Origin of the sequence: Streptomyces lothianensis (genome assembly GCF_047779955.1) — a bacterium.
Classification (GTDB): Bacteria; Actinomycetota; Actinomycetes; order Streptomycetales; family Streptomycetaceae; genus Streptomyces.
This window is the reverse complement of record NZ_JBLMKT010000029.1, coordinates 126,452-151,201: the sequence shown is the minus strand read 5'-3', so window position 1 is coordinate 151,201 and position 24,750 is coordinate 126,452. Positions and strand designations below refer to the sequence as shown.

The following is a 24,750-nucleotide window of genomic DNA, read 5'->3' as shown; positions in this document are numbered from 1 at the left end:
GGAAGGGCCACACGCACGATGTTTGACGCCGAGTCGGACCGGACGACCGCTGCCGGCATACCCGTCACCGGCGGGCAATCCGGCATCTGGCTCGCCCAGCAGATCGAGCCGGACAGCTCGGCGTACAACGTCTCGTTCGTCCTCGACCTGCACGGTGATGCCGACCTGGAGCGGCTGGCGGCCGCCGTCCGGCAGGCTGTCGGGGAAGCCGAGAGCCTGCACGTGCGGATCGTCACCGACGGCGTCGCGCCGCGCCAGGTGCCCACCCCCGCCCGGGCGGAGGTCGAGCTCGTCGACCTCCGCCAGGAGCCCGAGCCGGAAGCGGCGGCGGCCGCCTGGGCCGCGGACGACCGGGAGCATCCCTGCGACCTCGGCGCGGGCCCGCTCCACCGGCACGCGCTGCTGCGTCTCGCGGACGACCGTGTGTGGTGGTGCCAGCGGTACCACCACATCGTCGTCGACGGCGTCGGTATCGCCGAGATCTCCCGGCGGGCCGGTGAGCTCTACACCCACGGCAAGGCCGCGCCCGACGCCCCCGACTGGTCGCTGCGGCGGCTGGTCGACGCCGATACGGACTACCGCGCCGGTGAGCAGTACGCCGAGGACCGCGCGTACTGGCTGGAGCGGATGGCCGACCGTCCCGAGCCCGTACGGCTCGCCGAACGGTCGACGGCCCTGACCAGGCGCCGGATCCGCCGCACGGTCGAACTCCCGGACGGACTCGTCGCCCGGATCCAGCGCGCCGCGTCCGAGGCGGGCGTGCGCCCCTCCCGTCTGCTGGTCGCCGCCGTCGCCGCCTACGTGCACCGCACCACCGGCGAGCAGGACCTGGTGCTCGGACTGCCCGTCACCACCCGCCGGGACCCCGCGACCGCACGGATCCCCGGCATGCTGTCCAACATCCTCCCGCTGCGCCTGGCCGTCCGCCCCGGCATGAGCGGCACGCAGCTGGTCGCCGAGGTCCGCGACGCGATCGCCGGCGCCGTGGCCCACAGCCGTTTCCGCGCCGAGGACCTGGCCCGCGAGCTGGGGCTCAGCGACGGAGTGCAGGAGCTCGTCGGCCCCACCGTCAACGTGCTGCCCCGGCCCGACGGGCTCCGCTTCGGCGCACTCGGCGCCGAACTCGTCCCTCTCTGGGCCGGTCCCGTCAGCGACCTCGCGATCACCATCGGCGAAGCCCGGGTCGGTGACGGCCTGCGCGTCGATCTCGACGCCGACGCCGACGTGTGCGACGAGGCGGTCCTGGCCGCGCACGAGAAGCGGTTCCTCACGCTTCTCGACGCACTCGCCGAGGACCTCTCCCGCCCCGTCGCCCGCCTCGAACTGACCTCGCCCGACGAACGCGCCCTCCTGCTCGAGGACTTCGCCCTCTCGCCCTGCGAGGCGCCCGAGCTGTCCTGGCCCGCCGCCTTCGAGCGGCGGGTACGCAGCACCCCGGACGCCGTCGCCCTCGTGTACGAGGACAGGGAGCTGACGTACACGGAACTCAACGCCGCCGCGAACCGCCTCGCCCGGGTGCTCGCCGCCCGGGGCGTCGGCGGCGAGGACATCGTCGCCGTGGCGCTGCCGCGCTCCCCGGAGCTCGTGGTCTGCCTGCTGGCCGTGATGAAGGCGGGCGCGGCCTATCTGCCGCTGGACGCCGACCACCCGCAGGACCGCATCGCCTACATGCTCGACGACGCCGGCGCCCGGACACTCGTGACCACGAGCGAGCTGGCCGCCGACCTCCCGGACGCCCCGGGCGTCACACGCCTCGTCCTCGACGATCCGGCCCTGAGCGAAGAGTGCGCCGCCCAGGACGCCGGCGACCTGGCCGTGCAGGTCGCGACGGACTCGGCCGCGTACGTCATCTACACCTCGGGTTCCACCGGCCGTCCCAAGGGTGTCGTGGTCCCGCACGACGGCGTCGGCAGCCTCATCGCCACCGCCACCGAGCGCATCGGCATCACCGCGGAGAGCCGCGTCGTGCAGTTCGCCTCCGTCGGCTTCGATGTGACGGTGTGGGACCTGATCATGTCGCTGTGCGTGGGCGGACGGATCATCCTCGTCCCCACCGAGCGGCGCGTCGCCGGGCCCGCCCTGACCGACTACATCGCACAGCACCGCGCCACCCATATGATCCTGCCGCCGTCGCTCGTCTCGGCCCTGCCGCAGGAATGCGAACTGCCCGAGGGTGCCGTCCTGATCGTCGGCACCGAGGCCGTGCCCAGCGAGCTGATCGCCCGCTGGGCCGGCCGGCTCCAGGTCGTCGTCGCCTACGGACTCACCGAGGCGACCGTCAACTCCACCCTGTGGCTGGGCGACCCCGACCGGCCGGGCCCCGCGCCGATCGGCCGCCCCGACCCCAACACCCGCGCCTACGTGCTCGACTCGGCCCTGCGGCCGGTCCCGGTCGGCGCCGAGGGCGAGCTGTACGTGGGCGGACGCGGGCTCGCGCGCGGCTACCTGGGCAGGCTGCCGCTCACCTCCGAGCGTTTCGTCGCCGACCCGTTCGCCGGGCCCGGCGCACGCATGTACCGGACCGGTGACCGCGTGCGCTGGGGCGCCGACGGGAACCTGGAGTTCCTGGGCCGCGCGGACGGCCAGATCAAGATCCGCGGGCACCGCATCGAGCCCGGCGAGATCGAGAGCGCCTTCATGGCCTGCCCCGGCATCGCCCAGGCCGCCGTCCTGGTCCGTGCGGACCACCGGAACGTCAAGCGGGTCGTCGCCTACCTCGTCGCTCAGAGCGGTTCCGGCAAGGACGACAGCGGTTCCGGCAAGGACACGGACGCCGAGACCGCCGTCTCCGAGGCCCGCGCCAAGATCGCGGACACCCTGCCGGACCACATGGTCCCATCCGCCGTCGTCCGCCTGGACGGTCCGCTGCCGCTGACACCCAACGGCAAGCTCGACAGCCGCGCCCTGCCCGAGCCCCGGTGGACGGCCATGGGCGGCGACGAGGCCCCCACCACCGAGGCCGAGACCGCCCTCGCCGGGCTCTTCGCCGACCTGCTGGGTCTCGACTCGGTGGGCGTCCACGACAGCTTCTTCGAGCTGGGTGGCGACAGCATTGTCGCGATCCAGCTCGTCAACCGCGCCTGCGAGGCCGGATTCGCCCTCACCCCGCGCGATGTGTTCCGGGCCCGCACGGTGGCCGCGCTCGCGCGGCTCGCCGGCGACGCGGAGCACGGTCCGCGCAAGGTGGAACGCGGCACCCGCCAGGAGCGCGCCTCGCTCCCGGCGCCCTTCTCCCGGGCCGGGCTCACGGAAGTCGAGCGCGCCGAATGCGCCGCCGCCGTACCCGGGCTCATGGACGCCGTACCGGCCACCCCGCTCCAGGAGGGCTTCTACTTCCACGCCGCCGTCGACGACTCGGGCGCGGACGGCTACGCCGTACAGGACACCCTCGAACTGACCGGGGACGTCGACCCCGAGGCGCTGCGCGCCGCCGTACAGGCCCTCCTGGACCGGCACCCGCTGCTGCGCGCCGCCTTCCACCAGACGGCCGACGGCCGGATCCTGCAGCTCGTCGGCGAGCAGGTCACCCTGCCCTGGCGGTTCACCGACCTGTCCGGACAGGACGCCGCGAACCGGACGGCGGCCGCCCGGGCGATCGCCGCCGAGGAACGGGCGGCGGGCTTCGACCTGGCCGTACCGCCCCTGCTGCGCGCCGCGCTGATCCGCCACGGCGCCGAGCGCTCGCAGCTGGTGCTCACGCTCCACCACATCGTCGTGGACGGCTGGTCGGTCTCGCTCATCATGCGCGAGCTCCTGGACGGCTACCGTCCGGGCGCCGAACCCGCGGCGGCCCAGGGCGACCTGCAGGACGGCATTCAGGACGGCATTCAGGACGGTACTCAGCAGGACATGACGTACCGGTCGTACGCCGCCTGGCTCGCGGCCCAGGACACCGAGGGCGCGCTTGACGCCTGGCGCGAGGCCCTCGCCGGCTTCGACGGCCCGGCCAGGCTTCCGGTGCGTACGGATGTCTGCGGCGAGCACCGGAGCGGCACCGTCACCGTCGAGCTGTCCACCGCGGACACCGCCGCGCTCACCGCGCGCGCCCGCGGGCTGGGGCTCACGCTCGGCAGCGTCGTCCAGGGCTGCTTCGGACTCCTGCTCGGCGACCTCACCGGCACCCGCGACGTCGTGTTCGGCAGCACCGTCTCCGGCCGTCAGGCGGCGGTCGAAGGCGTCGAGACCCTTGTCGGCCTCCTCATCAACACCCTCCCGGCCCGCCTGCGCTGGCAGCCCGAGCAGTCGCTCGCCGACGTCCTCGCACGCTTCCAGGACGAACAGGCCGACCTCCTCGACCACCAGCACGCCGGGCTTGCCCCGATCCAGCGCGCCATCGGCCGCGGCGAACTGTTCGAGGCCCTCGCCGTCGTGGAGAACCTGCCCGGGGCGGGCGAACTCACGGACCCGGCAGGCCTGGTACGGATCACCGGCTCGCACGTCCAGGACGCCGTTCACTACCCGCTGGCCCTGACCGTCCTGCCCGGCGACGGACTCCGGCTGCGCCTGGACCACGACACCGCACGGCTCGACGATCAGTCGGCCCGCCGCTTCGCCGGACGACTGCGCGGCCTGCTCGACCAGCTGGTGACCGACCCGCTGCGGCCGGTGGCCCAACTGCCCCTGACCACCGCCGACGTACAGCGCGACACCCTCGCCCGGCTGTCCGGCGCCGACCGTGAGCTGCCCGGCGACACCGTGCACGCGGCCTTCTCCCGACAGGCCCGCCGCACCCCGGACGCGACCGCGCTCGTCGACGAGGCGGGGCCGGTCACCTACGCCGAACTCGACGCGCGCGCCGACGCGCTGGCCGGGCGGCTGCTCGCCCACGGCGTGACGCCCGATTCGCTCGTGGCCGTCGCCGTGCCCCGCTCCGCCGAGACCGTCGTGGCCCTGATCGGCGTGCTCAAGGCCGGTGCGGCCTACGTTCCCGTCGACGTGGACTACCCGGCGGACCGGGTGCGGTATCTGCTCGAGGACTCCGGGGCGCGGACCGTCGTCGTCACCGCCGAGTCCCGTACCCGGCTGCCCGAACTCGACGGTGTGGCTCACCTGGTGCTCGGCGAGGACAGTGGTGCTGGTGCTGGTGCTGGTGCTGGTGCTGGTGCCGGTGTCGGTGTCGACGGCGCGGGCTCCGCGCCGGTGCATCCGGATGCCGCCGCGTACGTGATCTACACCTCCGGGTCCACGGGCCGCCCCAAGGGCGTCGTCGTCCCGCACCGCGCGGTCGTCGGCCAGCTCGCCTGGACCGTCGAACACTTCGGATACGGCCCCGGCGAACGGGTGCTGCACCAGTACTCGGCCGCCTTCGACCCCTCCGTCCTTGAGATCTTCGCCCCGCTGACCGCGGGCGGCACCGTGGTGATCGCCCGTCCCGATGGGCACCGCGACCCGGCGTACCTGATCGACCTGATCCGCCGCGAGCGGGTCACCGGCGTGGATCTCGTACCGTCCCTCTACGGGGCGCTCCTCGCCGAGGACGACGGTGGCGAGGCGGGGGAGTGGTGGGCCGGCCTGCGCCGCGCCTTCAGCGGCGGCGAGGCCCTGCCTGCACCGCTGGCCCGACGCTGGCACGAGCGCACCGGGGTACCGCTGTTCAACGTGTACGGCCCCACCGAGGCCACCATCCAGGTCACGAGCTGGGAAGCGGGCCCCGTCGCCGAAGACGAGGGCACGGTGCCCATCGGGCAGCCGGTGTGGAACACGGGGCTGCGCGTGCTCGACGGCTGTCTGCGCCCGGTGGCGGCGGGCGAGCCGGGCGAGCTCTACATCGCGGGCGGACAGCTGGCCCGCGGATATCACGGACGCACCGCGCTCACCGCGGAGCGATTCGTCGCCGATCCGTTCGGCGGACCGGGCGCGCGGATGTACCGCACCGGAGACATGGTTCAGTTCGGTGGGGACGGTGTGCTCACGTATCTCGGGCGCACCGACCACCAGGTCAAGATCAGGGGGAACCGGGTGGAGCCCGGGGAAATCGAGGCGCGGCTGCGCGAGCAGCCGAAGGTCGGCGACGCGGTCGTCGTGGCACGTGACGACGAGCGGGGCGTCAAGCAGCTGGTTGCCTACGTGGTGCCGGCCGTCGGAGCGGGAGAGTTGGACACCGAGGCCGTGCGCGAGGCGCTGAGCGGCTCGCTGCCCGCGCCGCTCGTGCCCAGCCACTTCGTCCGGCTCGACGCGCTGCCGCTCACACCGGGCGGCAAGACGGACCACGCGGTGCTGCCCGCTCCCGAGGTCCGCAGGCGCCCGGGGCGCGACTCCAACGGCTCCGACGACTCCCGTGAGGGCTGCGAAGCACGGCTCTGCGCGGTGTTCGCCGACGTGCTCGGCATCGACGGAGTCGAGCCGGACGAGGACTTCTTCGTCCTCGGCGGCGACAGCATCCTGTCCATGTCGGTCTCCAGCCGCGCCCGCAGGGCGGGGATCCAGGTGACCCCGAAGGACGTCTTCGAGCACCGGACCCCGGCCGCTCTCGCGGCCGCCGTCGCCGGTTCCGCGCAGACCGCCCCGGCGGTCGTGGCGGACTCCGACGGCGTGGGTGACATTCCGCTGCTGCCGATCGTCCACCAGCTCCGCGAGGACGGCGGCCCGATCGGCCGCTTCAACCTCTCCATGCTGCTCCAGGCGCCCGCCGGAGCCGACACCGGGAAGCTGACGCGGGTCCTGCAGACCGTCCTCGACCACCACGACGGACTGCGCCTGACCCTCACCCGTATGGACCTCGGACCGGCCGTCCCCGCCCTGTGGTCGGCGCAGACCACGGCCGCGGGGTCGCTCGACGCGGCCGCCCTGCTGCGGCGCGCCGACGTGACCGGCCTCGACGAGGCGGGCCTGCGGGCGGCGATCGCCGCGGAGTCCGATGCAGCCGCGGACCGGCTCGCGCCCGACGACGGTGTGACGTTGCAGGCCGTGTGGTTCGACGCGGGAGCCGAGCGGCCCGGACGCCTGCTCCTCGTCGTCCACCATCTCGTCATCGACGGAGTGTCCTGGCGGGTGCTCCTCGGCGACCTCGCCGCCGCCTGGGACGCCGTCGACCGCGGACAGGAACCGGTACTCGAACCGGTGCCGACCTCCCTGCGGCGCTTCGCGCGGGACGTGGCGGAGCAGGCCACTTCGCCGCAGCGTCAGGCCGAACTTCCCTACTGGGCCAGGACTCTGGCGCCCGGCGCCGAGCTGCTGCCCGGTGCCACCCGCACCGGAACGGCCGGTGCGGCGCGTGAGCACGTGGTCACGCTTCCCGTCGAGGAGACCACGGCCCTGCTCACCGCCGTGCCCGCGGCGGCGGGCGCGGACGTCACCGAGGTGCTGCTCGCCGCGCTGCGGCTCGCCGTGACCAGCCGGCGTACGGTCGGGAACGGCGACGCCCAGCCGGTCGACGGTGACCTGCTCGTCGACCTGGAGCGCCACGGCCGCGACGCCACCGACGCCGACCTCTCCCGCACCGTGGGCTGGTTCACCAGCCTCCACCCGGTTCGCCTGCCCGCCGCCGCCGACCCCCTCGACGCGCTCAAGCAGGTCAAGGAGTCCGTTCGGTCCGCCCCCGACTCCGGCGCCGGATACGGCATGCTGCGCTACCTCAACCCGCAGCTCGCCCCGGTGTTCGCCCAACTGTCCACGGCCCAGGTCCTGTTCAACTACTTCGGCCGGCTGCCCGCCGAGCAGCGGAGCGACTGGGCGCCCGCCGTCGAGTCCGACGCGCTCGCCGTCGAACCCGACGCCGACCTCGCCATGCCGTATCCCCTCCAGATCAACGCCGTCTGCGCGGACACCCCCGAGGGCCCCGAACTGCGGGCCACCTGGACCTGGGCGGACGGCGAGGCGCTGACCGAGGACGAGGTGCACGCCCTGGGCCGCGCCTGGGCCGAGGCCCTGCGCGAGCTCGTCGCCCGGACCGCCGGCCCCGGCGTCCGCCCCTCCCTCACCCCGTCGGACGTGCCACTGGTCGACCTCACCCAGGCCGGCATCGACCTGGTCGAGCGGGTCAGCCCGGCACCGGTGGCCGATATCTGGCCGCTCTCGCCGCTGCAGGAGGGCATCCACTTCCACGCCAGCTACGACACCGGCGCCCTGGACGTCTACACCGCCCAGGACACCTTCGACTTCGACCGCCGCCTCGACGCCGACCGGCTGCGCGCCGCCTGTGCCGCACTGCTGCGCCGCCACCCCAGCCTGTGCGCGGGCATCACCAGCGACGGCCTGCCCGAACCCGTCCAGTTCGTCTGCGCGGCCGACGAGCTCCCCGTACCGCTGACCGAGGTCGACCTGACCGGCCTCGACGAAGCCGGCCGCAGCGCCCGGCTCGCCGAGATATCCGAGGCCGACCGGCACCGGCGCTTCGACCTGGCTGCACCCCCGCTGTTCCGGCTCACCCTGATCCGGCTCACCGACACCACCGACCGGCTGATGCTCAGCCACCACCTCGTCGCCTGGGACGGCTGGTCGCAGTCCCTCTTCCTCGGCGAGCTCCTGGAGCTGTACGCGGCCGCCGGGGACGACAGCGCGCTTCAGACCCCCGGCACCTACCGGGACTATCTGGGCTGGCTCGCCCGGCAGGACTTCGACGCGGCCCGCGCCACCTGGGGCCGCGCACTCGCCGGCCTCGACGAGCCGACCCTCGTCGCCCGCGAGCGCGGCGTGGAACCGACCATCCCCCGCAGGCGCAGCCTGAGCCTGGGCCGCCCGCTCAGCGAGCGGCTGCGGACCTCCGCCCGCGAACACGGCCTCACCATCAACGCGGTGCTGTCCGCCGCGTGGGCGCTCGTGCTGTCCAGTGCCGTCGGCCGCGACGACATCGTCTTCGGCGCCACCGTCGCCGGACGCCCCGCGGACGTGCCCGGGGCCGACAGCACCATCGGCATGTTCCTCAACACCGTGCCCCAGCGGATCACCCTCGACCCCGCCGAGCCGGTCGGCGAGCTGCTGCGCCGTATCCAGTCGGAGCGGGTCGCGCTGATGGACCACGAGTACCTGGGGCTGGCCGAGCTCCAGCGCGCGGGCGGCCATCCGACCCTGTTCGACACGCTGTACGTGCTGCAGAACTTCGCGGACGAGGGCGCCTTCCGCGAGCTGACCGAACGGCACGGCATCAGCGGTGTGGGCAGCGTGGACGCCACCCACTACCCGATGACGCTGATCGTCAACCCGGCCGAGACCGTGCAGGTCAAGCTGGAGTACCGGCCCGACCTGATCGAGGACGAGCGGGCCACCGCCACCCTCGGCCGCTTCGCCGCCCTCGTGGAACGCCTCATCGGCGACCTGGACGCCCGCACCGGAGCACTCGACCTGCTGCTGCCCGGCGAGCGCGAGAGCCTCGCCGCCGAGTGGGCGGGCAGCCGGGAGCCGGTGCCGAACGAGACGATCGCGGACATGCTGTCCGCCCAGGTCGCGCGTACCCCGGACGCGGTGGCCCTGGTGTTCGGCGAGCGCTCCCTGACGTACGCGGAACTCGACGCGCACATCAACCGGCTCGCCCGGCTGCTGCTCGCCCGGGGCGCGGGCCCGGAGAAGACCGTCGCGCTCGCGCTGCCGCGCTCCACCGACATGGTCGCCGCGCTGTTCGCCGTGCTGCGCACCGGCGCCGCCTATCTGCCGCTCGACCTCGACCATCCGGCGGACCGGCTGCGCCTCATGGCCGAGGACACCGGACCGCTGTGCCTCGTCTCCACCACGGCCGTCGCCCCGAGCCTGCGCGGCCCCGAGGGTTCCGTCGCCCCCGAACTCCTCCTGGACGACGAGGCCGTGGCCGCCGAGCTGGCCGCGCTGCCCGGCGGCGAGATCACCGACGCCGAGCGTCCCGCGTTCGCGCACGACGTGCCGGACCGCCTGGAGCACCCGGCGTACGTCATCTACACCTCCGGCTCCACCGGCCGACCCAAGGGCGTCGTCACCCCCTACCGGGGTCTGACGAACATGCAGCTCAACCACCAGAAGGAGATCTTCGACCCGGCGATCGACTCGGCCGGCGGCCGACGGCTGCGCATCGCGCACACCGTCTCCTTCGCCTTCGACATGTCCTGGGAGGAGCTGCTCTGGCTCGTGGAGGGCCACGAGGTCCACGTCTGCGACGAGCAACTCCGCCGGGACGCCGAGGCCCTGGTCGCCTACTGCGACACCCACCGCGTCGACGTGGTCAACGTGACGCCCACCTACGCCCAGCTCCTCATCGAGGAGGGCCTGCTCGACCGCGACGAGGCGGCAGGCAAGCACCGGCCCGCGCTCGTCCTGCTCGGCGGCGAGGCCGTCCCCGAGACGGTGTGGACCAAGCTGCGCCGCACCGAGGGCACCTACGGCTACAACCTGTACGGGCCGACCGAGTACACGATCAACACCCTCGGCGGCTCCACCACCGACAGCGCGACATCCACGGTCGGCGTGCCGATCCGCAACACCCGCGCCTACGTCCTCGACACGATGCTGCGGCCCGTCCCGCCGGGCTGCCCCGGTGAGCTGTACATCGCCGGCACCGGCCTGGCCCGCGGCTACCACGACCGGCCCGGACTGAGCGCCGAGCGGTTCGTCGCCGACCCGTTCGGACAGCCGGGCGAGCGGATGTACCGGACCGGAGACCTCGTGCGGCAGCGGCCCGACGGCCTGCTCGACTTCCTCGGACGCACCGACGACCAGGTCAAGATCCGCGGCTACCGCATCGAACTCGGCGAGATCGCCGCGGCCCTGTCGGCCCACCCCGAGGTCGCGCACGCCGCCGTCGTCGTCAACGAGTCCACCGGCACCAAGCGGCTGGTCGGCTACGTGGCACCCGAGGCCGGAGCGGCAGCGGCTGCCCGGGCAGGCGCGGAAGCGGGCGGCGAGGCAGCCGCGGAAGCAGGCGCAGAGGACGGCGGGGAACTCCTCCAGCGGCTGCGCGAGCACCTCAAGGCCGCCTTGCCCGACTACATGGTCCCCTCGGCGCTCGTCACCGTGGACACCCTCCCGCTGACGGTCAACGGCAAGCTCGACGTCCGTGCCCTGCCCGCCCCGGACTTCGCCGGCACCGGCCCCAGCCGCGCGCCGCGCACCGGGCAGGAGGAGACGCTGTGCGCGCTCTTCGCCGAGGTGCTCGGCCTGCCGGAGGGCGGCGTCGGCATCGACAGCGACTTCTTCGAGCTCGGCGGTCATTCGCTGCTTGCCACCCGTCTCATCAGCCGGGCCCGCACGGCGCTCGGCGCGGAACTCGCGATCCGCGACCTCTTCGAGGCGCCCACCGTCGCGGAGCTGGTGGAGCGCGCGAGCCGCACGAGCGGCGCCGGGGGCGCGGCCCGCGCCGTCCTGACGGCCGGTGAGCGGCCCGAGGAGCTGCCGCTCTCGCACGCCCAGCAGCGCCTCTGGGTGATCCAGCAGATCGAGTGCACCTCGGCCGCCTACAACTTCCCCCTGGTGATGCGCCTGCGCGGCACCCTGGACCTGGCGGCCTGGACCACCGCGCTCGCCGATGTGACGGCCCGTCACGAGGCCCTGCGCACCGTCTTCGCCGAGCGCGACGGCCAGGCGTACCAGCGGGTCCTGCCCGTGCGGGAGGCACGGCCGACTGTCGAACACGTCCGTGCCCCGGAGCACGAGGTGCCGGGCCTGGTCGACGCCGCGATCAACCGCCCCTTCGACCTGGCCGCCGAACTCCCGCTGCGCGCCACGGTCATCGAGGTGGCGCCCGAGGACCACGTCGTCGTGATCCTCCTGCACCACATCACCACCGACGAATGGTCGGACCGCCCGTTCCTGCGGGACCTGGCCACCGCCTACGAGGCCCGGCTCTCCGGGGTGGCCCCCTGCTGGGAGCCGCTGCCCGTCCAGTACGCCGACTACGCCCTGTGGCAGCAGAAGCTGCTCGGCGACCCCGCCGACCCCGGCAGCCTGGCCGCCCGGCAGCTCGACCACTGGCAGTCGGTCCTCGACGGCGCCCCCGAGGAGCTGGAGCTGCCCACCGACCGGCCCCGCCCCGCGCGGCCCGCGTTCACGGGTGCCGAACTGGACATCGACTTCGACGCCCACGTCCATGACGGGCTGAGGCGGCTGGCCCGCGAGACCGGCGCCAGCATGTTCATGGTCGTACACGCGGCCGTCGCCGCACTGCTGCACCGCATGGGCGCCGGTACGGACATCCCGCTCGGCTCGCCGATCGCCGGGCGCGCCGACGAGGCGCTGGACGATCTGGTCGGCTTCTTCGTCAACACCCTGGTGCTCCGTACGGACCTCAGCGGCGACCCGAGCTTCACCGAACTGCTCGCCCGGGTCCGCGAGACCGATCTGGCCGCGTTCTCGCACGCCGACGTGCCCTTCGAATCGGTCGTGGAGCGGCTCAACCCGACCCGTTCGCTGTCACGGAACCCGCTGTTCCAGGTGATGGTCGGCTACCACGCGCGCACCGGCGACGAGCTGGAACTGGCCGGGCTCGAAGTGGACCACGTACCCTTCCGCATCCGCTCGGCCAAGTTCGATCTGGTGTTCAGCTTCACGGAGCGCACGGATCCGGGGCACACGGATCCGGGGCACACGGATCCGGGGCACACGGACACCGACGGCGGCGCCGGATCCCTGGTCTGCCGCCTGGAGTTCGCCACCGAGCTCTTCGACCAGGAGACCGCCGAGCGGCTCGGTGAGCGGCTGCGCACCCTGGTCGCAGCCCTGGCCGCCGCCCCGGACCGGCCCCTGTCGCAGGCGGAGATCCTCACCCCGGACGAGCGCCACCTGGTCCTGGAGGACTTCAACGGCCTGCCCCGTGAGGTGTCCGAGGAGACCCTGCCGGCCCTGTTCGCGCAGCGGCTGGCCGAGCGGCCGGAGGCGGTCGCCGTGGTGGACCACGCCCGTTCGGTGACGTACGCGCAGCTTGACGAGCGCTCCAACCGGATCGCCCGGCTCCTGGCCTCCCGCGGTGTCGGTCCGGAGAGCGTGGTCGGCGTGGCCGTGCCCCGCTCGGCCGACATGGTCGCCACGGTGCTCGCGGCGCTCAAGCTGGGTGCGGCGTTCCTGCCGCTCGACCTGGCCCACCCGGCCGACCGGCTCGCGTACATGATCGAGGACTCCCGGGCGGCGCTCGTGGTCGGCACCGAGCCGGTCGCGGGCAAGCTGCCTCAGGTGGCGGGCGTGCCCGTCCTGCTGCTCGACGCGCCGCAGACCGCCACCGAGCTCGACGGCCTCCCGCACACCCCGGTGGACGGCGGGCCCGTCGGCCTCGACCAGGCCGCGTACGTGATCTACACCTCCGGTTCGACCGGCCGTCCCAAGGGCGTCGTCGTCCCGCACGAGGGCATCTCCAGCCTGGTCGCCACCGCCGTCGACCGCATGGGTCTGGAAGCCGACAGCAGGGTGCTGCAGTTCGCCTCGATCGGCTTCGACGTCTTCGTCTTCGAGGTGTCGATGGCACTGTGCCACGGCGGGCGGCTCGTCCTCATCACGGACGAGGCCCGCGTCGCGGGCCCCGCGCTCACCGACTTCCTCGCGGACCAGCGGATCAGCCACATGATCCTGCCGCCGTCGCTGGTGTCGGCCCTTCCCGCGGGCTGCGAACTGCCGGAGGGCTCGACCGTACTCGTCGGCACGGAGACGGTGCCGCCGGACCTGTTCGAGCGGTTCGGTGCCACGGCCCACCTGATCTGCGCCTACGGACTCACCGAGGCGACGGTCAACTCCACGCTGTGGCCCGCCCGCGAGCACGGCGGCCGCCCGTCCGGCCGGACCCCCATCGGCCGGCCCGACCCGAACACCCGCTGCTACGTGCTCGACGACCACCTCAGGCCCGTCCCGCCCGGCGTCGTGGGGGAGCTGTACGTCGCCGGACGCGGCCTGGCCCGCGGCTACCTAGGCAAGGCCGGACTGACCTCGGAGCGGTTCCTCGCCGACCCGTTCGGTCCGCCCGGCAGCCGGATGTACCGTACTGGCGACCGTGCCCGCTGGGGCGCCGACGGCAACCTCGACTTCCTCGGCCGCGTCGACACCCAGGTGAAGGTGCGCGGCTTCCGGATCGAGCTCGGCGAGATCGAGGCGGCGCTCGCCTCGCACCCGTCGGTGGCGCAGTCGGCCGTACTGCCCGACCGGGACGGCGACATCGTGCGCCTGGTCGGCTACGCGGTCCCGGAGGCCGGCGAGCTCGACCCGCAGGAACTGCGCGCCCATGTGGCCGGGCTGCTGCCCGAGTACATGGTTCCGGCGCTCGTCGTGGCACTCGACGGCCCGCTGCCGCTGACACCCAACGGCAAGCTCGACCGCAAGGCGCTGCCCGTGCCGGACTGGTCGGCGATGACCGGCGGCGCCCGCCCGGCCAACGCCACACAGGCCCGCCTCGCCGAGCTGTTCTGCGAGATCCTGAGGCTCGACAGCGTCGGCGTGCACGACAACTTCTTCGCCCTCGGCGGCCACTCGATGGCCTCGATGCGGCTCCTCGGCCGCATCCGTGCCGAGTTCGGGGCGGAACTGAGCATCCGGGACGTCTTCGACGCCCTGACCGTCGCAGGTCTGGCGGCCAAGCTGGAGGGCGCCGCGGCGGCCCGACCGGCCCTGCGCCCCGCCACGGATGCCGACGGCACGGATGCCGACGGCGCCGCCGACGCCCCGCCGTCCGCCGCCCCCGTACAGCGCTGGCAGTGGCAGTCGCATCGGCGCGCACCCGGCTTCGACCACGCGCTGGCGCTCCGTGCGCCGGGCGGTCTGGACTCCGGCGCGCTCGCCGCGGCCCTCGCGGATGTCGTCGCGCGGCACGAGCCGCTGCGGACCGCGTTCGCCGAGGACGACGGCAGGCTCCTGCACCGGCCCGTCCAGGCCCCGGCACTCGTGTCCGAACAGTGCGCCGACCTCGACGCCCGGCTCGCGGAACTCGCCGCCGGGACCCCGGACCTGGGCCAGGAGGCACCGCTGCGGGCCCATCTCCTGACGGACCCCCAGGGCCGTCAGGCCGTCCTGCTGACCCTGCACTACCTGGCGGTGGACGAGTGGTCGGTCGTCCCGCTGTTCCGCGACCTGACCGACGCCTACGCGAGCCGCACGGCGGGGCGGGCACCCGACTGGGAGCCGCTGCCCGTGACCTACGCGGACTACACGCGCTGGGCACACGAGGTCCTCGGCGACCTGACCGACCCGGACAGCATCGGCGGCCGACAGCTCGCCTACTGGCGACAGACGCTCGGGGACGTCCCGCGGCGCCTGGAACTCCCGGCCGACGGCCCGCGCCCGGACGCCGAGGGCGGGGACTACGTGGGCTTCGTCCTGGACGAGCCGCTGCACGCGGCCGTGGACGAACTGGCCCGGACCACCGGCACCAGCATGTTCATGGTGCTGCACTCCGCGCTCGCGGCCCTGCTCACCGCCCACGGCGCGGGCACCGACCTGCCCATCGCCACCATGGTCGCCGGGCGTGGTGACGACCAGCTGGCCGACCTGGTCGGCTGCTTCCTCAACACCGTCGTCCTGCGTACGGACACGGCGGGCGACCCGGACTTCGCCGAACTGCTGACCCGGGTGCGCGAGACCACGCTCGGCGCACTCGACCGGCAGGACGTGCCCTTCGACGCGGTCGTCCGGGAGACCGGACTGCCGCCCGAGGGCCCGCAGGTCATGGTGATCCACCACGAACAGGCGGACCTCGACGGACTGGAGGGCGGCATGGGCTCCTTCCACGCCGTTCCCACCGGCACCGACCGGGCCGAGCTGACCCTGAGCTTCTACGAGCCCCGGGGCGACGGCCCCGTGCACTGCGAACTCATCTACGCGAACCGGCTGTTCGGCCCCGCGAAGGCCCGCCGGCTCACCGAAGAACTCCAGACCCTGCTGCGGACCGCCGCGGCCGACCCCGGACAGCCGCTCTCGGAGCTGTTCACCGTAACGTCCACGAGGAGTGACGACGCATCATGAGCACCAACCCGTTCGAGGACCCGCAGGGCCGTTTCCTGGTCCTGGTCAACGAGGAGAACCAGCACTCGCTGTGGCCGTCCTTCGCGGAGGTTCCGGCCGGCTGGCGCACCGCCTTCGGCGAGGACACCCGCGAGGCCTGCCTCGCGTACGTCGAGTCCCACTGGACCGACCTGCGCCCCGCGAGCCTGGTGGCTCAACAGGGCTGAGACGGCCCGCCGCCGCCCACAGCGCCGCCGCCCACGGGGACAGTTCCCGTGGGCGGCGGCGCTGTGGGCGGTTGTACGTGTGTGGGGGGGCGGGGAGCCCCGCCCGGGCGAGTGGCGGGCCGGAGGGGTTCGCGCCCGACTGGCCGGAACGCAGCCATGCTGGACAAGGAGGTCCCCGACCATCTCGACAGGCACCTGATCTGCGGCAACCCACGCCTGTCCCATGGGCTGCAGGACGATTGCCCAAGCCAGGCCGGGCCTCAGCATCGTACGGCCGGTGCCGCGGCCCGAAGGAAGACCGGACTTGGCAGCCGTCGGCATGGGGTCGGGGGCATCAGCCGCTCTGCTCGGCCGATGTCACCCACGGCCCGTCAGGGCGAGCCGGAGCCGGTCGGCTCATCGCGATCGTAGGTGACCAGAGTGTTCTGCGCGGCCTGCCCGCCCAGGCCGAGGATCAGGAAGAGGACGAGGAGAACCTTGGCGCCCGTCTCGAGGAGGAGGGGGCGGGTCGCGGAGTACGTCTCCTGCGGAGGGGCCGGGGCATCGCCGAAGAGCCGCTTGGGGTATGCGGGCGTGAGCAGGGAGGCGTAGGCGGCGGTGCGCAACTGGTAGCGGGCGACGGCCGCGGCGGCGGCGAACACAGGAGTGGGGAGGCGGCCCAGGACGATCGCGATGATCCAGAAGATCCAGCTCAGTGCGGCCCAGCCGGATTGGAGAAGACCGACGACGATGGCTGCCGGAATCATCAGGACCAGCCGGAACAGCACGGCGGCACGGTTCAGCTCTGTGGGACGCACCTCGATCTGCACGGGGTAGTCCGGGGCGGAGAACGCGAAGGGCGGGTATCGGTCGACAAGCAGCATGGCGCTCGCGCCGACCCGGGTCCGGTAGGCGAGGACCGAGGCCAGGAACGAGAAGATCGACCCCGGCAGCCGCCCCAGAACCAGCGCCGCGAACCAGCCGGCCACGGTGACGAAGAACGCCGCCACGGACAGCAGCCCCACCACGATGAACTGTGGGACAAGCAGCAGCCAGCGCAGCAGTACGGTCCAGCGACGCTGCCGTCCGGGGACGGCGACATCGAGAACGGGCAGCCATTCAGTCTCGTGTGCGGGCCCCATCGCAGGAAGTGGATCCCATCCTGTCGGCATGCTCACTCCTCAAGATCCCGGATTCGACGCCTGACTACCAGCGTGTAACGCGGTGGCTCGCCACGCACGGCCAAGGCACCCGAGCGGTGCCTCCCTGCTCCGGCGGAGGGCCCGCTTTCCGCTCACCGAGGTGTGCGGCGGCCGTACACAGGCCGCACGCAGCTCTGCCATCGCAAGCGCGAGTCGCCCTGTGCGCCGGGTTCCTGCCCGCCGAAGGAGGCCGCACTCCTGCCGGCTTCGCCCTGACCGGCCTCGGACTCACCAACGTGCTCACCGGCGGCATCGAACGCGCCTGCCACCGCGCAGGATCCTGCGGCGCTGCCACTTCTCCACGTGCTCGACGTCCGGCGGGATCCGGCAGGCGGTGCGGCGGGCGACCTTGACCGGGTCGGGCTTCGGCGAGGCGGGATCCCAGGTCCCGGGCAGGAACAGTCGCCAGTCGACCGCCGCCGAGGCATGGTCGGACGCCAGGTGCAGGGAGATTCCCACCCGGCAGTGGGCGACCATGCCCGCGGCGCCGGTGTACTGCCGCTGCACACACGCCGGCGCGGCCCCGTCTTTCAGGAACCCGGTGTCGTCGAAGACCACACAGGCACTACTGGACCGGGTCCTCCACCGCTTCGCGCTGGACCGGAACCCCCGCGGGCTCGGGCCGGCTGTCGGACCAGGCCGCCCAGAGCGTGGCGTAGTGGCCGTCGGCAGCGACGAGTTCCCCGTGTGTGCCGGTCTCCACGACGCGGCCCCGGTCCAGGACCACGACCCGGTCCGCCGAGGCGGCCTGAGGGAGACGATGGGCCACCATCAGGCCGGTACGCCCCTGAAGAGCGCGCGCGGCGGCCTGTTCCAGGACGCGGGCACCGGCGCTGCCGGCATCGGCGGTGGCCTCGTCGAGAATCGCCATCGGCGGGTCCTTGAGGACGAGGCGCGCCAGGGCCAGGTGCTGGGTCTGGGTGACCGTCAGGCGGTGGCCGCCCTCGCCCACCACGGTCGCCAGTGACTCGGGAAGGCCCTCGACCCAGTCCAGCGCCTCCACCCGGGCGAGCGCCGCGCGCAGCTCCTCGTCCGTGGCCCCGGGCCGGGCCAGCCGCAGGTCCTCGGCCAGCGGCCCGGCGAACACATGGACCTCCTGGCTGATGAGCGTCACCGCACGCCGCACTCCGGCGGGGCCCAGCTCGCGGGTGTCGACCCCGCCGAGGACGATCGCACCACCCGTCGGTTCGTGCACACCCGCGACCAGCTTCGCCAGGGTCGTCTTGCCCGCGCCGCTCGCTCCCACCAGCGCCACCCGCTCACCGGCCCGGATCTCCAGGTCGATGCCGTCGAGGACCGGGTGGCCGTCGACGTACGCGTGGCTGAGCGCGGAGATCTTCACCGAGCCGTCCACCGGCGTGGCCGTGCCCTCGCGTTCGGGTTCGGCCGGCAGATCCGAGACGCCGACCAGGCGGGCGAGGCTCGCCCCCGCCGACTGGGCGTCGTCGATGAGGAACAGAGCGGCGTTGATCGGATTGAACAGGCTGTGGAAGTACAGGGCGGCCGCCGTCGCCGTGCCGATGCTGACCGAGCCGTTCTCGACGAGGAGGAATCCCGTCGCAAGGACCGCGGTCAGCCCGACGAACTCCCCGGCATTGAGGCGGGAGAAGAACCCCGACACGAGACGGATGCCCTGCAGCGCCAGCGACACGGCCGCCTTCGAGCGCTGCTCCAGCGCCTGCTCGTGACCGGTGGTCAGCCGGAACGCCCGTACGGTGCGTACGCCGCCGATGCTGTCGAGGAGCTGGTGCTGCAGGGCGCCGCCCGCCACCCGGTGTCCGGCGTACACGGTCGCGGCGCGCGGGATGTACCAGCGGACCGTCAGGTAGTGCACCGGCACGGCAAGGAGCACGGCGAGCAGGAAGCGCCAGTCGAGGACGGCGAGTCCGACCAGCGTGAGGGCGATGGTGAGCAGCGCCGCGGCGAACTCGGGCAGGGCCTGGCGCACGGCCTTGGCGATGAGCGTGACGTCCGCGGTCACCCGGGAGGTCAGATCGCCCGATCCGGCCCGCTCGACCCGGTCGAGCGGCAGGCGAAGGGCGCGCCCGACGAACCGCTCGCGCAGGTCCGTGAGGACGGTCTCGCCGAGCCGGGCGACGAGGGAGGCGCCGATCGCGGTCGCCACACCCCGGCCCAGGGCGACCGCGAGGAGCAGCAGCATGGGGACGGTCAGTGCCCCAGCTCCGCTGCGCGCCACGACGAGGTCGACGATGCGGCCGAGCAGCGGGGCGGTGAGCAGACCGACGCCGGTGCCGAGGACCAGCACGGTGACCGCCACGGCGGTCAGGCCCCGGTGCTGCCGCAGCAGCCCGCGCACGGTGGCGAAGGTCCGGGCGCCGGTCGCGGTGGGCAGCAGCGAGCGGTCGGCGGAGGTGTCCACGGGCACGCTGTCCTCCGCGGTGGTCGCGCTCATGTCCTGTCCCCTGTCCTGTCCTTCGTTCTGTCCTTCGCCGTTCGCGCCGGGATCGTCCTCGGGACCGGGTGTCCTGCGGTCCGTCATGCCAACACCACCGATCGGTAGGTCGCGTGGGTGGCGACGAGTTCGCCGTGCTCGCCGTCCGCGGCCACGGCGCCGTCCTCGAGCAGCACCACGCGGTCCGTGGCGGCGAGCAGCGCGGGGCTGGTGGTGACCAGGATCGTCGTACGGCCGTCCCGGAGGTCCCGCAGCCGGCCGGCGATACGTGACTCGGTGACGGTGTCGACCGCCGTCGTCGGATCGTGGACGACGAGCACCGGGGGGTCGGCCGCCAGGGCGCGGGCCAGGGCCACCCGCTGGCGCTGGCCGCCGGACAACGAGCGGCCGCGCTCGCTGAGCACGGTGGCCGTGCCCTGCGGCAGGGCACGGGCGACATCGTCGGCGGCGGCCGCGGCCAGCGCCGGGGCGAGTTCGGGTTCGGTCGCGCCGGTTTCGGCCCGTACGTTGTCGAGCAGGCTGCTCTCGAACAGGTCGGCGTCGTGGTGGGCGACGAGGACGGCCCGGCGGGCGCTTACGGGATCCAGCTCGGTGAGCGCGGTCCCGTCGAGCTCCACGGAGCCTTCGCCGGGGTCGAGTTCCCGGCCGAGGCACAGCAGCAGATCGTGCGCGGCCGCCGGCTCCTTCGCGACGACGCCGAGGACGCAGCCCGCGGCGATGTCGAGGTCGACCCCGCGCAGCGATCCGTGCGTGAGCCCGCGCAACCGGATCCGTCCGGCGAGCGGGTGGGGGAGCGGTGCCCGCCCACCGGCCACGGCGGGCGGCGAGGCCAGTACTTCGGCGATCCGCTCGGCGGAGGCACGGCCCAGGGCGAGTTCCCCGTTGACGTAGGTGAGCAGCTGGAAGGGGCCGAGCAGGAACTGGGCGAGCCCGACGGCCGCCACCAGTTCGCCCACGGTGATGTCGCCGCGCATGGCCAGGTGCGCGCCGAACAGGGCGATGGCCGCGATGAACAGGCCGGTGAGGGCGAGGATCGCACCGTCGTGCCAGGCCCGGCTGCGGGCCGCCCGCAGCGCGGCGGCCAGGGACTCACGACTGGTGCTCCGGTAGCGGGAGACGGCGGCCGTCTCCGCCCCGATGCCCTTCAGGACCCGCAGCCCGGCGACCAGGTCGGCGGCGACGCCCGAGGCATGCGCCGCGCGCTCCTGCTCGACCTCGCTGCGCGCCTCAAGTGGGCGGCTGATCAACCGGCCGAGCCACAGCAACGGGGGTACGCCGAGGAGGACGAGCAGGCCCAGCGGAACGGAGACACGCAGCAGCAGCACCGCGCTGAGGGCCAGCCCGGCCAGGGCGGACAACGCGTACGGAACCGCGGCGGCGACGGCCCCGACCCGGGTGGCATCGCCGGTGGCGACGGCCGTCAGCGCGCCGGGCAGCCGGCCCGCGTCGGCGCCGCCGCGCGGGTCGAGGACCCGGGCGCCGAGCTTCAGGCGCAGGGCGTGCGCGGCGTGTTCGCCGGCGCCGTCGGTGATCCGGGCGGCGGTGCGGTAGGACGTGGACAGCACGAGGAACAGGACGGCCAGGACCAGCAGCCAGCGCAGCAGCGACCCCGCGGAACCCGTGGCCACCGCGTCGTCGATGATCACGCCGATGACGACCGGGACGAGGGCCTCGCAGCCCTGGTGTGCGACGCCCAGGAGCGAGGCCGTGAGGACGCGTCGGCGCTGTCCCCTGATCGTCTCCCGCAGGACGCGGGCCCCGGTCGGCCCCTCCCTTTTCGGTCCCCCCACGGCCATGCGGCACCTCCGAAACCGGTTGATTGTTTAGGTAAGGCTAGCTTAAGTTGATGTCGACTCCTGTTCGCCGGGTGGCGCCCTTCGTGCGCACCCGCTTCCGTAGTGGGGTGTGGGCGTTGACCCCGCGATGAGGCCCGGTTAGCCTTACCTAAGTCGTGGATGCCGTTCGCTGCGTTCCACCTCGCCAAGAGGGCTGCCACCAGAGGGAGTTGTCGTTGCCGGTCCAAGCCCAGGCGACACCCGACAAGAGCGCCGCCGCGCAGGCCGGCCCACCGGCACGCCGGTCCGTCGCGGCTCTTAGGGGGCTAGGGCTCCTTCTCGCACTCGCGGTGCTGATGGTCGTCGGGCTGCTGAGCGTCTGGACGGGCACCAGGGGCATCCCCTTCTCCTCCACCTGGAGCCTCCTGTGGAGCCCTGACGGATCGGACGCCTCCGTCATCATCCACGACTACCGCATCCCCCGGACCCTGCTGGCACTTCTGGTCGGCATCGCCCTCGGCCTGTCCGGATCGCTGATGCAGTCGTTGACCCGGAACCCGCTCGCCGACCCCGGACTGCTCGGGGTGAACCTCGGCGCGTCCACCGGAGTGGTCATCGCCATCGGGTTCTTCGGCGTGGCCACGGCCCGGGGCTACCTGTGGTTCGCCTTCGCCGGTGCGGCGGCGGCCACCGTGCTCGTCTATCTCCTGGGCTCCTCCGGGCGGAAACTCGCCACACCCGACCGGCTCGTCATTGCCGGGGCGGCGGTGACCGCGGTGCTCTTCGCCTTCAACTCCGCTGTGCTGCTGCTGAATCCGCGCGCCTTCGACCAGTTCCGGTTCTGGACGGTCGGCTCCCTGGCGGGCCGCGGCACCGACATCGTCCTCGTCATCCTGCCGTTCGTCGTGACGGGCCTGATCCTCGTGCTGGCCCTCGCCCCCTCGCTCAACGCCCTCGCCCTGGGCGACCAGATGGGCCGTGCCCTGGGCGTGAACATCGGCCGCACCCGGGTGCTGGGCGCGCTCGCCGTCACGGTGCTGTGCGGCGCGGCGACCGCGGCCGTCGGGCCGATCGGGTTCGTGGGACTGGTCGTACCGCACATCGCCCGGTTCCTGGTGGGCTCCGACCAGCGGTGGGCGCTTGCCTACTCGACGGTCCTCGCCCCCGCCCTGCTGATCGGCGCCGATGTCGTCGGACGGATCATCGGAGCCCCGGGCGAGCTCCAGGTCGGCATCGTCACCGCCTTTCTCGGAGCCCCCCTGTTCATCGCGCTGTGCCGCCGCCGAAAGCTGGTCATGCTGTGAGCGCCGGACCCGAGGAAGCGGTCCCCGCCGCCGAGCCGCGCCCTGTCATCCCCCGGGTCGTCACCGGGACCGTGGTGCGCACCCGCCGTGGCGGATGGTCTCTGCGTTTCCAGGGCCGGAGCCTGGTCGTGACGGCCCTGCTCCTCTGTGCGCTCACGGCGGTCGCGGGCATCATCCTGACCACCGGCGACTTCGAAGTCCCCGTCGGCGAGGTGCTCGAGGCGCTCGCCGGCAGCGGCTCGGGGGGAGCCGACTTCATCGTCAACGAGGTGCGGCTGCCCCGGCTGCTGACCGCCGTCTGGGTCGGCGCGGCCCTCGCGGTCAGCGGCGCGATCCTGCAGAGCCTCACCGGCAACGCCCTGGGCAGCCCGGACTTCATCGGATTCACCAACGGCGCCGCCACCGGAGCCCTCCTGGTGATCGTGGTGGCGCACGGGAGCATGGTCCAGATCGCGCTCGGCGCGCTGGCCGGCGGTCTCGCCACCGCGGCGGCCGTCTCCCTGCTGCTGCTCGGCCGTGGCCTGCAGGGCTTCCGGCTCATCGTCGTCGGCATCGGGGTCAGCGCCCTGCTGCTCGCCGTCAACTCCTACCTCATGACCCGCGCCAGCTGGCAGGAGGCCCTGGAGGCGCAGGCATGGCTGCTCGGCAGCCTGGGCAACCGGGGCTGGATCCACGCGAACGCCATCGGCCTCGCCGTGCTCGTCCTGCTGCCGCTCGCCTTCTTCCTCGCCCGTCGCCTGTCCATGGTGGAGATGGGCGACGGCATCGCGACCGCCCTCGGCCTCCACGTCACCCGCACCCGGCTGGCCCTGCTCGTCGTCAGCGTGGCGCTGGCCGCGTTCGCCACGGCGGTGACCGGACCCATCTGGTTCATCGCCCTGGCCGCACCGCAACTGGCCCGGCGGCTGACCCGCACGTCCGGCCCCGCGCTGCTGCCCGCCGCCCTCATGGGCGCCCTGCTGCTCGCCCTGAGCGATCTCCTCGTGCAGCGCCTCTTCGCGCCCACGCTGCTGCCCGTGGGCACGGCGACCGGGACCATCGGCGGGCTGTACCTCATCTGGCTGCTGATCACCGAGTCGCGAAAGAGCCGCGCATGACTGGATCCCACACCTCGCCATCCCGGCTGCGCGCCGAGGACCTGACGCTCGCCTACGACCAGCGGACCGTGGCCACCGCCCTCGGCGTGGACATACCCGACGACTCGTTCACCGTGATCCTCGGGCCGAACGCCTGTGGCAAGTCCACCCTGCTCAAAGCCCTGGCCCGGATGCTCAAACCCAAGGCCGGACAGGTCTACCTCGACGGGCAGGCCATCTCCTCGTACCGCTCCCGCGAGGTCGCCCGCCGCCTCGGGCTGCTCCCGCAGTCCTCCAACGCGCCCGGCGGAATCACCGTCGGCGACCTTGTGGCCCGCGGCCGCTATCCCCACCAGCGGCTCCTCAGGCAGTGGTCGGCCGACGACGAGGAGGCGGTGGTCGAGGCCATGCGGCAGACCGGAGTACTCGAACTCGCCGAACGGCCCGTGGACGACCTCTCCGGCGGCCAGCGCCAGCGCGTATGGCTCGCCATGGTCCTCGCCCAGCAGACCGACATCCTGCTCCTGGACGAGCCCACCACCTACCTGGACATCGCCCACCAGGTGGAGGTGCTCGACCTGTGCGCCGAACTGCACGCGCGCAAGCGGCACACGGTCGTGGCGGTCCTGCACGACCTCAACCAGGCCTGCCGCTACGCCACCCACCTCATCGTGCTGCGGTCCGGCGGCAAGGTGGCGGCCGAGGGCGCCCCCGCCGAGATCATGACCTCCGAACTCGTCGAGGACGTGTTCGGGCTGCCCTGCCGGATCATCGACGACCCAGAGACCGGCACCCCGCTGATGGTGCCCGCCGCACCCCGGCAGCACACACCCGAGCAGACTGTCGCGGACGCCGTCCGACGCGCCACGCGAGACGGCGCGAACAGCACGGACGCCGGCGCACGCGACACATCGCCCGCCGACACCGTGATGGCCGACACCCCCTAGGACGGACGCACATG

General features: G+C 73.3%; 8 protein-coding genes and 1 pseudogene. 5 read left to right on the top strand and 4 right to left on the bottom strand.

Translation table 11 applies throughout. The annotated features are described in order from the left end of the window. The first annotated feature begins 18 nt into the window (after positions 1-18). A complete protein-coding gene (locus ACLF6P_RS09630) occupies positions 19-15,834 on the top strand; it encodes an amino acid adenylation domain-containing protein (RefSeq protein WP_415949488.1) in 15,816 nt (5,271 codons plus the stop codon). Next, positions 15,831-16,040: an MbtH family protein gene (locus tag ACLF6P_RS09625; protein ID WP_415949486.1), complete on the top strand. Its 210-nt coding sequence runs from the start codon at positions 15,831-15,833 to the stop codon at positions 16,038-16,040. The genes ACLF6P_RS09630 and ACLF6P_RS09625 overlap by 4 nt, the downstream gene beginning before the upstream one ends. A 371-nt stretch (positions 16,041-16,411) precedes the next feature. Here ACLF6P_RS09625 and ACLF6P_RS09620 read toward each other — a convergent pair whose 3' ends face one another. From ACLF6P_RS09620 to ACLF6P_RS09605, 4 genes and pseudogenes are all read right to left on the bottom strand, one after another. After that, positions 16,412-17,161, bottom strand: coding sequence for a DUF4389 domain-containing protein (locus ACLF6P_RS09620; protein ID WP_415949484.1), 750 nt, complete (start codon positions 17,159-17,161; stop codon positions 16,412-16,414). 348 nt (positions 17,162-17,509) lie between these two features. Continuing rightward, a pseudogene (locus tag ACLF6P_RS09615) lies at positions 17,510-17,779 on the bottom strand (transposase); the annotation flags it as partial. A gap of 7 nt (positions 17,780-17,786) precedes the next feature. Further along, on the bottom strand, positions 17,787-19,634 hold the full coding sequence (locus ACLF6P_RS09610; protein WP_415949480.1) for an ABC transporter ATP-binding protein: 1,848 nt from the start codon (positions 19,632-19,634) through the stop codon (positions 17,787-17,789). Between the two features lie 83 nt (positions 19,635-19,717). Continuing rightward, positions 19,718-21,424 carry an ABC transporter transmembrane domain-containing protein gene (locus ACLF6P_RS09605; protein WP_415949478.1) on the bottom strand — a complete coding sequence of 569 codons (1,707 nt, stop codon included), beginning with the start codon at positions 21,422-21,424 and terminating at the stop codon, positions 19,718-19,720. Between the two features lie 221 nt (positions 21,425-21,645). Between ACLF6P_RS09605 and ACLF6P_RS09600 the strand changes: the two genes are divergently transcribed. Genes ACLF6P_RS09600 through ACLF6P_RS09590 form a run of 3 tightly spaced genes read left to right on the top strand, consistent with a single transcriptional unit; the run spans position 21,646 to position 24,736 of the window. After that, positions 21,646-22,713: a FecCD family ABC transporter permease gene (locus ACLF6P_RS09600; RefSeq protein WP_415949477.1), complete on the top strand. Its 1,068-nt coding sequence runs from the start codon at positions 21,646-21,648 to the stop codon at positions 22,711-22,713. Further along, positions 22,710-23,810, top strand: coding sequence for a FecCD family ABC transporter permease (locus ACLF6P_RS09595; RefSeq protein WP_415949475.1), 1,101 nt, complete (start codon positions 22,710-22,712; stop codon positions 23,808-23,810). Before ACLF6P_RS09600 ends, ACLF6P_RS09595 begins: the two co-directional genes overlap by 4 nt. Beyond that, positions 23,807-24,736 (top strand): ABC transporter ATP-binding protein, encoded by a 930-nt coding sequence (locus tag ACLF6P_RS09590; protein ID WP_415949473.1) that lies wholly within the window; start codon positions 23,807-23,809, stop codon positions 24,734-24,736. Before ACLF6P_RS09595 ends, ACLF6P_RS09590 begins: the two co-directional genes overlap by 4 nt. Positions 24,737-24,750: the final 14 nt, after the last annotated feature.